Here is a 12,385-nt window from a genome sequence, read left to right as displayed (position 1 = left end):
ACGGTCACCGCCCGCAAGCGATCGTCACACGGCGATCGGTGCTTTTATGCTAGCGTCGGCGACGTAGTTTTCGACCGAAAAGTCTTCGAAACGGAAGGCGAAAAGGTCCTTGACCGCCGGATTGATCCGCATCGTCGGCAGTTTCTTCGGCGTCCGCTTCAATTGCTCGCGCGCCTGCTCGAAATGGTTGGAATAAATGTGCGCGTCGCCAAGCGTATGCACGAAATCACCGGGTTTGAGCCCGGTCACCTGCGCCACCATCATGGTCAGCAGCGCATAAGAAGCGATGTTGAAGGGAACGCCGAGAAAAATGTCGCCTGATCGCTGGTAGAGTTGGCACGACAGCTTTCCGTCGGAAACGTAGAACTGGAACAGGCAGTGGCACGGCGGCAGCGCCATCTGGTCCACTTCTTCCGGGTTCCAGGCCGAGACGATCAGACGCCGCGAGTGAGGATTCTTCCGTATCTGTATGAGAAGGTTCGCGATCTGGTCGATCGAGCCGCCATTGCGCGTCGGCCAGGAGCGCCACTGCGCGCCATAGACCGGACCGAGGTCGCCATTCTCGTCAGCCCATTCGTCCCAGATCGTCACGCCATGGTCGGTGAGATATTTTGTGTTGGTGTCGCCGGCCAGGAACCACAGCAGTTCATGGATGATCGACTTCAGGTGCAGCTTCTTGGTGGTCGTCACCGGAAAGCCCTGGCTGAGGTCGAAGCGCATCTGATAGCCGAACACCCCGCGCGTGCCGGTGCCTGTCCGGTCGGGACGGTCGGTGCCGTTTTTCAGCACATGGTCGAGAAGGTCGAGATACTGGCGCATCGGATCACGAAAGGGTCAGGATGGTCCCAAGCATAACATCTGGCAGCGCCTGCGGGCAGCAGTCGCGGCCGCTTCTCCAGATATCGTCAACAGACATCTTGCCGGCAAGTGCCGGAACGCGAACGGCCGGCACGATGCCGACCGCATCGGACCAACCCTACAGCGAGCCGAGCTTCCCCAGTTCCTTCGCCACCAGGTAGTAGAACGTCACGCGGCTCTTCGAATTGTCGGCAGCCATCGCTTTGGCGGTGTTGGCGATTGCCGCGTCAGCCTTGGCGCCGTCGGTCACGCCGAGCTTCTTGCCGGCCCAGTTGGTCTTGACGCGCTCGAGTTCCTTGGGATCGGTGGCCGAAACCAGCGAGGAATCCCGGTTGCGCAGCGCGATGCCGAGATGCTTGACGATCTTGTCGACGACTTCGGCGCTGGCGCCGGCATCGTATTTCTTCACGTCTGCAAGGTAATCGGCCATCTCTATCCCTCCGGCTGTGCGTGCCGTCCAAGAGCCGAATCGCACCGGCTGGACTTCGGACGCGTTTCCACAACCCAAGCTTTGTGGACGTACCGGCGCGAGTCAAGGCCGAATGGCCGTCCACAAGCGCTTTCGCTTGAATGCGCCGGGGCTTTCAATTCCTTCGCCGGCCCCCTATATTCGGTCCGTCAGCTTGCCTGACTATGGCAATAAATGGGCGATGCAATAAGCCGTTCGGACCCGGGGGCGGTACCCGGCGCCTCCACCAAAAGCCGCCGCAAAAAGGCGGCTTCTGCTGGGGGCGAAATAGGATCGACGAAGGTGTAAAGATCGTACTTTTGCCCGGCATTGTACCACCGTTATCGGGCTAAACTTATAGTTGCCAACGACAACTATGCGGAAGCACGTCTCGCCGCTTAATGCGGTGCGATAGCTTCAAATCAAGTCCTAGAGGTTCGCACTTCTAGGCGGGGTTCGGAGGTACCTGGCAACAGAAACCTCCACTTTCCTTCTCGCGACTGAGCTTTCCGTTTGATACGATCGCGGCATGGGCACGAAACGTGAAGACGCACTGGCAACATTGCGCGCCGCCGAGTCACAATTGCGCGCAAAAGGCATTCAGCATGCCGGTGTTTTTGGCTCGGTTGCACGGGACGAAGCCAAGCCCCGGAGTGACATCGATATCCTAGTCGACCTCGATCCGGCGCTGCCTATCACGATCTACGACTACGTCGGCATTCAAGAAGAGGTCGCAAGCCTGTTCAGCCAGCCCGTGGATGTCATTGACGGTGCTGGATTGAAGCCCCGCATACGCTCTGCGGTCACCCGCGATCTCGTCTATGCTTTCTGAGCGGGAGCGCAACGCCCTCCTCGATATCCTCGAGAACATCGGCCACGCCGAAACGTTTCTAGCGGATACCAGCAAAGACGAGTTGGCCACGGATACCCTCCGTTTCTACGCCGTGACGCGGGCTCTGGAGATAATATCCGAGGCATCTCGCCGCTTGCCTGCGACGATCAAGGACCGTCATCCGGACGCCCCTTGGCAGCAGATCGCAGGTGCGGGGAACATCTACAGGCACGGCTACGATTATGTTTCGGCTGCCGTTGTTTGGCAAACCGTCAAGCTCTCCCTCCCTGCCCTTCGTGCGATCGTCGAAGACGAGATCCAGCGCGAAGGCGAATAGCGATCTGTCCCGCCGCTCAATTTTCGTTCTTGATCAATAGTTGGCGCGATGTCTCCCAACACCTTCTTCGTCCTCACCGGCGGCCCCGGCTCCGGCAAGACCACACTGATCGACGCACTACGCGCCGAGGGTTTCGCCGGCACCGAGGAAGCCGGGCGCAGTATCATCCGCGACCAGGTGACCATCGGCGGCAGCGCGCTGCACTGGGCCGACCAGAAACTCTTCGCCGAATTGATGCTCGCCTGGGAGATGCGTTCCTGGAACCAGGCGCTTGCTGTCGCCGGCCCCGTCTTCTTCGACCGCGGCGTTCCCGAATGCGTTGGCTACATGAACCTATGCGGCCTGCCCGTCCCCGATCATTTTCGCCGCGCCGCGGAAAAGTTCCGCTACAACAGGACCGTCTTCATCCTGCCGCCCTGGCCGGAAATCTACGGCAACGACACCGAGCGCAAGCAGGATTTTGCCGAGGCGGTGCGAACCTTCGAGGCGGTGGCCGCAGCCTACACCGCTTGCGGCTACGATCTGGTGGCAGTGCCGCGCGCCCCGATTGCCGACAGGTTGGCCTTCATAAAATCAAGGGCGCTCGCGGCGCCCTCGACATAATCTCACTCGGTACGCCCGCATTCATTCTGCCGGCGCAACCTCCATCTCCTGGCGGCGGCGCCGGGAACCGAGCGTCACCACGGACAAAACCAGCGCAATGACCGCGCAGGCGGCAATACCCGTGATCATCGGCATCGGCATGCCGTTGGCGAACAGCCCTGTCACCGTCATGGCGGCGACGCCGGTAATCATGTGCAGCGTGCCCATCAGTGCCGACGCCGTTCCCGCGATCTCGCCATGGTCTTCCATCGCCAGCACCGAGGTCGTCGGGATGACCAGCCCGAGGAAGCCGTAGCCGAAGAACAGGGCGACGGCCATGAAGGCGAGCGACTCCACACCGGTCGCCATCACGGCGTACATCGCGATCATCACGGCCGCGTAGCCGAACACGGCGATGCGCACGACGCGGCGCAAGCCGAACTTCTGCGCCAGCCAGCCGCTGAACTGCGACACGGCGAAGAACGAAACCGCGTTGACCGAGAAGAACAGGCTGTAGGTCGACGGCGACATGCCGTAGTGGTCGATGATCACGAAGGACGAGTTGGCGAGGTAGACGAAGAAGCTGGCGATGCCAAAACCGCCGATCAGCACGAGGCCGAGGAAGCTGCGATCGACCGAGAGCTTTTTGTAACCCGCCCAGGCGGCGGAAAACGAGCTGCCGCCGCGCATCTCGGCCGGGCGCGTCTCTTCCAGGCCGGCGACCATCAGGATGTAAGCCAGCACCGCCGCAATCGTCACCGCCCAGAACACCGCGCGCCAGCCGAAAGCGTCGATGATGAAGCTGCCGGTCAGCGGCGCGAGAATCGGCGACACGCTGAACACCAGCATCAGCAGCGACATCAGCTTGGCCGCTTCGGGGCCGGTGTGCAGGTCGCGCACGACGGCGCGCGGCACGACCATGCCCGTGCTGGCGCCAAGCCCCTGCACCAGGCGGAAGAAGATCAGCCAGCCGACATTGGGGGCAAGTGCGGCGCCGACGCTCGCCAGCGCGAACACCACCAATCCACCGTAGAGAATCGGCTTGCGGCCATGGATGTCTGCCAGCGGCCCGACCAAAAGCGGCCCGATGGCGAAGGACAGGAAGACCACGACCAGGCTCATCTGCACGGCCATGTCGCTGGCGCCGAGGTCGGCGCCGATCGACGGCAATGCCGGGAGATACATATCGATCGCGAACGGCCCGATGGCTGAAACCAGCCCAAGCACAATCGCGTAGCGCAGGTAATTCGTTTGCATGACGTATGGCTCTTTTGCTGCGGCCGCTAGTCCGGAATGGCGGCGGCCTGGCAACGCGAAGCTTCGGCCAAAAGCTCCCGCACTGCACAATATCGATATTTTTGGACGCTCTTGTCCAAATTGTCAATCAGGTGTACATAAATTTCCGATGCCACCTGTCACCGCTCCTGACATAGCCGGCCCCCGCGGCCAGATCGAAACCGGCCCGCGCGGCCATATCGAGAAGCGCCTGTCGATCATCGACGCGGCGGCCTGCGTCTTCTGCCGCGAAGGCTTTGGCGGCACCAACATCGACATGATCGCCGTTCAGGCCAACGTCTCGCGCCAGACCGTCTACAACCATCACGGCGACAAGGAAAAGCTGTTCCAGGCCGTCGTCCGCGAGGTCACAGAGCGCATCAACGCCGACATTTTCGACACGCTCGCCACCTTTCCGGACAAACCCACGGACCTTGAGGCCGATCTCGCCGCCTTCGCAGTCCGCCTGACGCGCAACTGCATCTGCAACCGCGACGGAAAATTCCTGCGCAAGCTGATCCAGTCCGAGGGCGAACGCTACCCAGAACTCTTCGCCGACTGGCGCGTCAACGGCCCGGCAAAGGTCTGGTCGGCGCTCGCCGCACGCTTCGCCCGCCTCGCCCTTTCCGGTCATCTCGACCTCGACGACCCCGACCTCGCCGCTCGCCAGTTCCTGGCGCTGGTTAATGCCGACCTGCAGACCGCCATGCTGCTCGGCGACGACATGGACGACAATTTTCTCGAAACCTCGGCAAAGAACGCCGTTCGCACGTTTCTCCGCGCCTATGGCAAACGCGGTTAGAGGATTTATTTGTCCGCTCCGCATAGGCATGCAAGAGATTCAGGTCAGGCTGAGCCGAAAATGCTGGCTTTCGGGGTCGCGAAGCGACGAGCGGAGCGTACTTTTGGGTACGTGAGCACCGGAAGCGCAGAAAGCCTGCATTTGCAGGCCAGCCTCACCTGAAGCTCTGCATGCCGAGCCCTATATTCCGTTTACGGCGGCCCTATCCTTCATTAGAGGTAAGGCAGTCGATTCACTCGGAACCCGCAGCGCGATGGCCGAAGACCACATCCGTTACGACATTCTTGCCCAGGAGGCGTTGCGCGGCGTCATGCGCAAGGTTCTGGCCGAGGTTGCGCGCACGGGCCTGCCGGGCAGCCATCATTTTTTCATCACCTTCCTCACCGGCGCGCCGGGTGTGCGCGTCTCGTCGCGGCTGCGCGAGCGTTATCCCGAGCAGATGACCATCGTCATCCAGTTCCAGTACTGGGACCTGAAAGTCACCGAGACCGGCTTCGAGATCGGCCTGTCCTTCTCCGACGTTCCGGAAAAGCTGGAGATTCCGTTTTCGGCGGTGCGCGGCTTCTACGATCCGTCGGTCAATTTCGAACTGGAGTTCGACGTGAAGACCGAGGCGGCCGCGCCTGTTGCGCCCGAGCCGCTTCGCCCGGTCGCCGTCGAAAAGAAACCGGCCCCCGTTGCCGCGTCCAAGAAGCCGGAACCCAAGGAAAAGGAAAAGCCGGCTCCCGCCAAGCCAGCCGCCGTGGCCGAGGACGGCAAGGGCGCCGACGTCGTCTCGCTCGACGCCTTCCGCAAGAAATAGCCGGCATAGCCTGCGCTCGGGGACAATTTTGTCATGGGCGACATCGTCAACCTTCGCGCCGCCAGGAAACGCCGCGACCGCGACGAGAAGGCGCGTCTCGCTGACGAGAACCGCGTCCGCCATGGCCGCACCAAGGGCGAAAAACAGAGGGATCGGGCCGAAGCCGGCAGGCTGGACGCGCATGTCGAGGCGCGCCGCCGCGACCCCAAAGCCACCGAATGAGCCTTGTGCGCAAACATTCGGTCTCGATCCGCGGCCACCGGACCAGCTATTCGCTCGAACAACCCTTCTTCGACGAACTCGCGAGGATCGCCAGCTTGCGCGGTCTGCCTCTTGCCGCCCTGATTGCCGAGATCGACGAAGGCCGGCCCCGCGAAGCAAATCTTTCCTCGGCCATCCGCGTCCACGTTCTGGATTGGGTGAAGAGTGAACGGGCGAATTTAGAGGTCAAAGCTACAGCTTCCCAACCGTTCAAGCCCGCGCTTCCGACCCAAGTGCCGTAACCCTCTCGCCGGGTTTCATCCTCCCGTCAGCGACCGGAAGAAATCCTCGAACGCCGAGGGCTTCGGCTTCGCGAGCGGCGGATAGTCGCCCATCTCCAGGCCCTGGCGCGGTTCATCCGACGGCGTCTCGGCTTCCGGCTGGACCGGCCGGCGGGGCGCCTGTTCAGCCGCCCGGCGCGCGGCTTCATCGGCCTGCCGCGCTTCCTCCGCGGCCTGGCGGCGCACCACCTCCTCGGTCTGGCGCCGGGATTCTTCGGCCTTTTCAGCCGCTTGCCGCTCCTGCTCGGCCTGTTCCGCGGCAACCCGCGCCTGCTCGGCGGCGATGCGGTCCCTTTCGTCGGCCTCCGCTTTCAGCCTTGCCTCTTCCTCGGCCTTGCGTCGTGCTTCCTCGGCCTTGCGAGCTTCCTCCTCCGCCCTTTGCCGCGCCTCTTCTTCCGCCCGTTGCCTTGCTTCCTCTTCGGCTTTGAGACGCGCCTCTTCCTCGGCCTTGAGCCTCGCGGCCTCTTCCGCCTGCCGCCTGGCTTCCTCCGCGGCCAGCCGCTTACGCTCCTCCTCTTCAGCCCTGGCGCGCGCCTCGGCTTCCGCCCGCTGCCGGGCCTCCTGCTCAGCCTTGCGCATCGCCTCGGCGGCCAGTCGGCTGCGCTCGGCCTCCAGCGCCGCATAATAACGCACCTCGCGCCGAAGCCTTTGCTTTTCAAGCAGGACGGCCTGCATGGCCTCCACCCGCGCCTGCTCGCGCTCCAATGCCCGCTGCGTCAGGAACTGTGCGAGCGGCTCGCTGTCGAAGGTAATTTTTGCGTCGCCGGCCGGCCCTTCGGCGGTGAACCGCAGCGCCGGTTCCGATCCGGCCAGCGCCTCCTCTCCCGCCGCATAGGTGACGGTGCCGCTCGCCGAAAGGTCGCCGGTGTTCAGGTCGGCACGCAATTCCGCCGAGATGCGCGCCGAAGAATTTTCCAGCGTCACCGGCGGCGCCCGCAAAACCCCGTTGGCGATGGTAAAGGCCACATCGGCGTCACCCCCGGCAAAGGAGCCGGCGGCCCCGATTTCCGGGGCAAAGGCACCCGTCTTGGCGGCATCGATGTCGCGACCGATGGCATCGGCGCGGGCCAGCAAGGCCGGCAGCGCATCGCCATTGATACCATCGATGCGAAGCCCCTTGATCGCCGCCGTGCCGGAGCCGGAAAGCGCAGCTATGATCGCCTCGACCGACTTACCGCTTCCCGAGACGGTGGCCGAGAAATTGCCCTTACCCGCCAGCCCCCCAATCCCGCTGTCGGACGTAAGATCGGCCCCGTTGAGCTGCACCTGCCCCGAAAACAGCCCTGTACCGCCATTGTTCTTCAGTTCGAAGCGCCCGCTGAGCTGCCCGCCACCATAAGTCGCCTTGATATTGTCGGCGCGAAAACCCTCCGCGCCGATACCCAGCGACAAGGTCGCGTCGTAGGCGCTGGCGCTTCCCGCCGTCAGCGTCGCGGCCGAAACATCGACGGAACCCGTGAACGGCAGCACCGCCTTCTGGCTGAACGGGGCCGTCGCCCATGCGCCCTGATTGCTCTTCAGCGCCTCCTCGCCGACCATCATCGCGGCGAAAGGCTCCAGCGGCAATTCGTCAAGCACCAAAGCGCCGCTGAAATTCGGCATGCCGTCCTTGAACTCGACGTTGAGGTCGCCGGCAACAGCCGTCTCGTTGACGACGCCATCCATGCCGCTCAGCACCAGCAGGCCGGAGCCAAGATCCGCCTGCGCCGAAAACTCGGCCGCTGTGCCCAGCCCCATGCCGGGCAGCACCACCCCCAAGGTCATCAGCCACGGCTCGATGTCCGCCGCCTCCACCGATGCCTTGCCCTTGGCTGAAAACCCGTCGCCGTCGATGCTGGTCGTCCCGTCGAAGGAGGCTAGGAACCGGTCGCCCTTGAGCTCGAGCTTGCTCGCAAGGCCAGTTGCCGCGACGCCCTTTGCGGAAAGCGTCAATTCCCCCGCGCCGATGCCGGGCAGCGGCAAGGTCGGAAGCCCGAGCAGCCCCAGCAGCGCCGTCGAATCCTCGTTGCGCGCCGAAAGCGCTAAGGACAATTGCGCATCGCCAGCGCCGGCCGGATGGCCGTTTCCCGACAGGCTGGCCGACAGCGCCGATCCCCCGGCATTGCCTTGCAGGCTCAGCGCCATGCCTGATGTGCCATCCTTGTTCGCCGCGGCACTTGCCACGACGTCGACACGCGCATCCGAAAGCAGCGAGGGATGGGCGGCGACCCGCCGCTGGAGCTGCTGCAGCAGATAATTGTCGGGAAAACTTTCGGCAGCGAGTTTTGCCAGCGGCGCGAGATCGACCGCGACGATCGAGGCATCGATATTGCCGGTTGGATTGTCGGGAAAATCCCTGATGGCGCCGGTGGCGCTGATCGATGCCCCGGCCAGCCCTCCGATCGACAGCCGGTCGATCTCGAGACGCCCCTGCCGCAGCCGCAGCGCCGTATCCACGGTTTCCGCCGACAAGCCTGCCACGCGCACCGGGCCGGCCTTGACCTGGAAATCGAGATCGGAGTCGGCAAAACGGTTGCGTCCCTCATCGCTGACGAACAGCGAAGCGAAAGCGGAAAGCCCGTCGACATCCATTGCATCGCCGTCGAGCCTGATGAAGACCGACGCGCGCGCTTCGGCGGGCTCGCGGCTGTCGATCTCGCCGCGAAAGCGGGCATCGCCCAGCACCAGCTCGAGGTCGCGGAACAACTGCCGCCGCTCCGTCATCTCCACCTTGGCGCTGAACCCCGCCGCGGGCAGCCGGCGGATCGCGTCATCTATGTCCTTGGCGACCCAGGCCGCGAAACCCGATGGCTGGGCAACGGCCAGCAGAAGATTGCCGGTGAAGCCGAAATCGCCATCGGTCTTGAGTAGCCCGTCGGCCTCAAGCGTGGTGCGGCCAGGCAGCGTCGCGCCCATCGACTTGATCGTCCAGCCATTCGCCGCCGGCTCGGCTGCCAGCCGCACATCACGGATCGTCGTGTCGCCGACGACCACAGCGGGCAGGTCCACCTTGATCGAACCCGGCATCGTCGGCCTCGGCAGGTCGAGCATCGCCGCTTCGAAAGCCGCGATCCGCTGTTCGAGCGACAGGCTGGAACCGTCGGTTGCGCCCAGTGCCTCATCGAAGCGCATCTGCGCGCCGCTGGCCTTGATCGCGAAACGCGGCTCGGCGCCGAAATCGAGGCTGGCGGTGCCGTCAGCCGTATAGGGCTGGTCGAGTGGGCCAGTCTCGAAGCGGAAAGCCGCCACGTCGAGCTTGCGGCTGTCGACCGAGAACTGGCCGCTAAGCCGGTAGCCCGGCGCTTCTGGCTGTTTTGGCGGTGCCGTCGCCGCGGCATCGATCTCCTTGGCATCCTCTTTCGCAACCGCTTCCACCAGGCGGAACGTTCCGGAATAGACCAGCCCCTCCGGTCGCAGCGCCACCTCGCCATCGGTGTCCAGCGACACCGGCTGGACCGTCGGCGTCGCTCTGACACGCAGCCGCATCCGGCCATCGGCATCGGCGACGCCGGTCGTCGCCGACAGCGCGGTCTGCATCCCGTCGAAGCTCAACGCGCCTTCCACCCGCCACGGGCCTGCCAGCGACTTGGCGGACAGTTCGGCGTTTATGTCGGTGAGTCGGTGCGTGCGCCCGCTCAGCCGGTGGCGCACGTCGATCTGGCCTTCGGTGACCGTCAGCTTTTCCAGCGCGATTTTCGCCGCTGGGATCGGGCTCGACGGCCGCACCGCCCAGTCGACCGTACCGTCCTCGGCGATGTCGACGACGCCTTTCGGCCGCACCATGCGCATGTCGAAGATCAAAAACTCGCCGCGCAGGAACGGCGCCAGTTCGGCGTCCATCGAAAAAGTCTCGATCGTCATTGCGGGCTCGCCATGCGCCCCGCCGCCGACCGCGACGTCCGAGAAAGTCACCGACGGAAACGGCAGCAGCCGCGCCTCGGCGTCGCCTTGCACCACGACCTTGCGGCCGAGGATTGCGCTCGCCTCGCGCTCGAATTCGGCGCGATAACTGGTCCAGTCGATGAAATACGGCGCCACCAGCGCCGCAGTCAGCACCAGGACGAAAAATCCACCGACGAAGACGAACAGCCGCGCCAGAATCAAGCCCTTTCATTCATGGAAGCGGAGCGGCACTGTAGAGCAAGATGCGTTCCGGTTGAACCATCGCCGCCGGTCCAATGTCAGTGGATTGCTCGATACCGCACCCGTCTGTCGATAAGGTGGCGATATCTCAGGGCACGCGGGCGTTTGTCGGCTTCTTACAAGGCCGCAGGTGCGTTTGTCGTTCCTTCGTGCCATATGTTGCGGCGTCGGCAATCCAGGCACGGCGGCGAATCAGCCGCCCTCCCCCATCATCGTCGGCAAAAGGTGCGGGTTTGTGCCGGTTTGGATGGATCGATCCGCGTGAGGGCGCCTGCGTCGGCAACCTGCGGATCGAGAGACGCACGACAATGAGCGGAAAATCCCTGCAATCGGCAATGGCGACCGGACCCGGTTGCGCCCCCGTTTCGGAAGGGAACCGTCGCGGTGCGTTTGGCCTTTTTGGAAGCGGTTGTATAGATTGGATGAAAACATAGAGGCAAGCATGACGAAATCACTCGACATCTACATCGGCTGGGATTCCCGCGAACCGATAGCCTACGACGTGGCGAAGAAAACCATCCTGGAACACGCCTCGATCCCGGTGCGCGTCATGCCGATCGTACTGAACGAGCTTGTCGAGAAGAGCGCCTATACGCGCGAGGTCGACCCGCTCGCCTCCACCGAATTCACCTATTCGCGCTTCTTCACGCCATGGCTCGCCGGCTACCAGGGCTGGGCGCTGTTCTGCGACTGCGATTTCCTGTTCCTCGGCGACGTGGCCGGCCTGCTGAAATATCAGGACGACAGCAAGGCCGTCGCCTGCGTCAAGCACGACTACACGCCCAAGGCGACGGTCAAGATGGACGGCAAGGTGCAGACCAACTATCCGCGCAAGAACTGGTCGTCCTTCATGCTGTTCAACTGCGACCACCCCTCGACCCGCCGGCTCACTCCCGAACTCATCAACCGCGAAAGCGGCGCCTACCTTCACCGCATGCAGTGGGCGGCCGACGACGAGATCGGCGAGATCCCGGTCGAATGGAACTGGTTGGAAGGCTGGAACGACAAGCCCGCGACCGGTACGCCCAACGCCGTGCATTTCACCAATGGCGGTCCGTGGTTCAAGAACTGGCAGGACGTCGACTACGGCGACGAGTGGCGCGCCGTCGCGCGTAAGATCGACCCGGACTTCAAGCCGATTTGAGCACAAACTTGACGATGTGTAATTTATAGATTACATCATCATGGCACGGCTCAAGCAGACTGAGACCTTTCAAAAATGGGAACGCAAGCTCAGCGACCCAAAGGCCAGGGCAGCAATTGCTGCCCGTCTTTTTCGATTGGCGAACGGGCTTTTCGGAGACCTATCGCCGGTTGGCGAAGGAATCAGCGAGCTGCGAATCCACTACGGACCGGGCTACCGTATCTACTTCCAGCAACGGGGTGACGAGATCATCGTGCTACTATGTGGTGGAGACAAGAGCACGCAGGATCGGGACATCAGGGCAGCAAAACGGCTTGCCATCGAATGGGACGGTCGAAATGGCTGAGAGACTTTATGACTATGACCCTGCGGATGCGTTGACCTCGGATGAAGCGATCGAGGTCTTTCTCAACGATGCCTTCGAGACTGGCGACGCGCGATATATCGCGCGGGCGCTTGGTGTTGTCGCCCGCGCCAAGGGCATGACGAAAATCGCACGCGAAACCGGTTTGGCGCGGGAACAGCTCTACAAATCGTTAAGCGAAGATGGCAATCCGACGCTGGAAACCACACTCGCGGTGCTCAAGGCGATCGGCTTCGAGATGACCGGCAAGCGCCACGCCGCCTGACCCGCAACGCCC

At 63.2% G+C, this 12,385-nt stretch carries 14 protein-coding genes and 1 other RNA gene; 11 read left to right on the top strand and 4 right to left on the bottom strand.

Annotated features, from left to right (window positions below; all coding sequences use genetic code 11):
* Positions 1-24: 24 nt before the first annotated feature.
* A complete protein-coding gene (locus tag ACH196_RS05685; RefSeq protein WP_396645660.1) occupies positions 25-819 on the bottom strand; it encodes a thymidylate synthase in 795 nt (264 codons plus the stop codon).
* 157 nt (positions 820-976) lie between these two features.
* A complete protein-coding gene (locus ACH196_RS05680; RefSeq protein WP_396645658.1) occupies positions 977-1,288 on the bottom strand; it encodes a DUF2853 family protein in 312 nt (103 codons plus the stop codon).
* A gap of 148 nt (positions 1,289-1,436) precedes the next feature.
* Here ACH196_RS05680 and ssrA point away from each other — a divergent pair.
* The 4 genes from ssrA (at position 1,437) to ACH196_RS05660 (ending at position 3,078) form a co-directional block, all read left to right on the top strand.
* Positions 1,437-1,793, top strand: a transfer-messenger RNA (tmRNA) gene (gene ssrA, locus ACH196_RS05675).
* Between the two features lie 42 nt (positions 1,794-1,835).
* Positions 1,836-2,138, top strand: a complete 303-nt coding sequence (locus ACH196_RS05670; protein ID WP_396645657.1) for a nucleotidyltransferase family protein — start codon at positions 1,836-1,838, stop codon at positions 2,136-2,138.
* Positions 2,128-2,475, top strand: a complete 348-nt coding sequence (locus tag ACH196_RS05665) for a DUF86 domain-containing protein (protein WP_396645656.1) — start codon at positions 2,128-2,130, stop codon at positions 2,473-2,475. Before ACH196_RS05670 ends, ACH196_RS05665 begins: the two co-directional genes overlap by 11 nt.
* A 48-nt stretch (positions 2,476-2,523) precedes the next feature.
* Complete coding sequence (locus ACH196_RS05660) at positions 2,524-3,078, top strand: AAA family ATPase (RefSeq protein ID WP_396645654.1); 555 nt, start codon at positions 2,524-2,526, stop codon at positions 3,076-3,078.
* Positions 3,079-3,099: 21 nt separating this feature from the next.
* Here ACH196_RS05660 and ACH196_RS05655 read toward each other — a convergent pair whose 3' ends face one another.
* Positions 3,100-4,314 carry a multidrug effflux MFS transporter gene (locus ACH196_RS05655; RefSeq protein ID WP_396645652.1) on the bottom strand — a complete coding sequence of 405 codons (1,215 nt, stop codon included), beginning with the start codon at positions 4,312-4,314 and terminating at the stop codon, positions 3,100-3,102.
* 148 nt (positions 4,315-4,462) lie between these two features.
* On the opposite strand from ACH196_RS05655, the gene ACH196_RS05650 reads away from it, so the two are divergent.
* The 4 genes from ACH196_RS05650 (at position 4,463) to ACH196_RS05635 (ending at position 6,439) form a co-directional block, all read left to right on the top strand.
* On the top strand, positions 4,463-5,134 hold the full coding sequence (locus ACH196_RS05650) for a TetR/AcrR family transcriptional regulator (protein ID WP_396645650.1): 672 nt from the start codon (positions 4,463-4,465) through the stop codon (positions 5,132-5,134).
* A 253-nt stretch (positions 5,135-5,387) separates the two neighbouring features.
* Positions 5,388-5,936 (top strand): SspB family protein, encoded by a 549-nt coding sequence (locus ACH196_RS05645; protein ID WP_396645648.1) that lies wholly within the window; start codon positions 5,388-5,390, stop codon positions 5,934-5,936.
* 33 nt (positions 5,937-5,969) lie between these two features.
* Complete coding sequence (locus ACH196_RS05640) at positions 5,970-6,158, top strand: DUF4169 family protein (RefSeq protein WP_396645646.1); 189 nt, start codon at positions 5,970-5,972, stop codon at positions 6,156-6,158.
* Positions 6,155-6,439 carry a ribbon-helix-helix domain-containing protein gene (locus tag ACH196_RS05635; protein WP_396645644.1) on the top strand — a complete coding sequence of 95 codons (285 nt, stop codon included), beginning with the start codon at positions 6,155-6,157 and terminating at the stop codon, positions 6,437-6,439. Before ACH196_RS05640 ends, ACH196_RS05635 begins: the two co-directional genes overlap by 4 nt.
* A 15-nt stretch (positions 6,440-6,454) precedes the next feature.
* Here ACH196_RS05635 and ACH196_RS05630 read toward each other — a convergent pair whose 3' ends face one another.
* On the bottom strand, positions 6,455-10,561 hold the full coding sequence (locus tag ACH196_RS05630) for an AsmA-like C-terminal region-containing protein (protein WP_396645642.1): 4,107 nt from the start codon (positions 10,559-10,561) through the stop codon (positions 6,455-6,457).
* Positions 10,562-11,042: 481 nt separating this feature from the next.
* Here ACH196_RS05630 and ACH196_RS05625 point away from each other — a divergent pair, with 481 nt between their 5' ends.
* Genes ACH196_RS05625 through ACH196_RS05615 form a run of 3 tightly spaced genes read left to right on the top strand, consistent with a single transcriptional unit; the run spans position 11,043 to position 12,373 of the window.
* Positions 11,043-11,744, top strand: coding sequence for a glycosyltransferase (locus ACH196_RS05625; protein WP_396645640.1), 702 nt, complete (start codon positions 11,043-11,045; stop codon positions 11,742-11,744).
* A gap of 40 nt (positions 11,745-11,784) precedes the next feature.
* Positions 11,785-12,090 carry a type II toxin-antitoxin system RelE/ParE family toxin gene (locus tag ACH196_RS05620; protein WP_396645638.1) on the top strand — a complete coding sequence of 102 codons (306 nt, stop codon included), beginning with the start codon at positions 11,785-11,787 and terminating at the stop codon, positions 12,088-12,090.
* A complete protein-coding gene (locus ACH196_RS05615; RefSeq protein WP_396645637.1) occupies positions 12,083-12,373 on the top strand; it encodes an addiction module antidote protein in 291 nt (96 codons plus the stop codon). The genes ACH196_RS05620 and ACH196_RS05615 overlap by 8 nt, the downstream gene beginning before the upstream one ends.
* Positions 12,374-12,385 lie beyond the last annotated feature (12 nt).

The sequence above is a fragment of the Mesorhizobium sp. IMUNJ 23232 genome, assembly GCF_044326205.1.
Taxonomy (GTDB): domain Bacteria; phylum Pseudomonadota; class Alphaproteobacteria; order Rhizobiales; family Rhizobiaceae; genus Kumtagia.
Note: the sequence above shows the minus strand (reverse complement) of the source record. Positions and strands in the feature narration are given on the sequence as shown.

Coding starts and splice junctions, on each gene's coding strand:
- ACH196_RS05615 (WP_396645637.1), top strand. CDS start 12,083: ATGGCTGAGAGACTTTATGACTATGACCCTGCGGATGCGTTGACCTCG.
- ACH196_RS05685 (WP_396645660.1), bottom strand. CDS start 819: ATGCGCCAGTATCTCGACCTTCTCGACCATGTGCTGAAAAACGGCACC.
- ACH196_RS05625 (WP_396645640.1), top strand. CDS start 11,043: ATGACGAAATCACTCGACATCTACATCGGCTGGGATTCCCGCGAACCG.
- ACH196_RS05680 (WP_396645658.1), bottom strand. CDS start 1,288: ATGGCCGATTACCTTGCAGACGTGAAGAAATACGATGCCGGCGCCAGC.
- ACH196_RS05645 (WP_396645648.1), top strand. CDS start 5,388: ATGGCCGAAGACCACATCCGTTACGACATTCTTGCCCAGGAGGCGTTG.
- ACH196_RS05655 (WP_396645652.1), bottom strand. CDS start 4,314: ATGCAAACGAATTACCTGCGCTACGCGATTGTGCTTGGGCTGGTTTCA.
- ACH196_RS05670 (WP_396645657.1), top strand. CDS start 1,836: ATGGGCACGAAACGTGAAGACGCACTGGCAACATTGCGCGCCGCCGAG.
- ACH196_RS05665 (WP_396645656.1), top strand. CDS start 2,128: ATGCTTTCTGAGCGGGAGCGCAACGCCCTCCTCGATATCCTCGAGAAC.
- ACH196_RS05635 (WP_396645644.1), top strand. CDS start 6,155: ATGAGCCTTGTGCGCAAACATTCGGTCTCGATCCGCGGCCACCGGACC.
- ACH196_RS05650 (WP_396645650.1), top strand. CDS start 4,463: ATGCCACCTGTCACCGCTCCTGACATAGCCGGCCCCCGCGGCCAGATC.
- ACH196_RS05660 (WP_396645654.1), top strand. CDS start 2,524: ATGTCTCCCAACACCTTCTTCGTCCTCACCGGCGGCCCCGGCTCCGGC.
- ACH196_RS05640 (WP_396645646.1), top strand. CDS start 5,970: ATGGGCGACATCGTCAACCTTCGCGCCGCCAGGAAACGCCGCGACCGC.
- ACH196_RS05620 (WP_396645638.1), top strand. CDS start 11,785: ATGGCACGGCTCAAGCAGACTGAGACCTTTCAAAAATGGGAACGCAAG.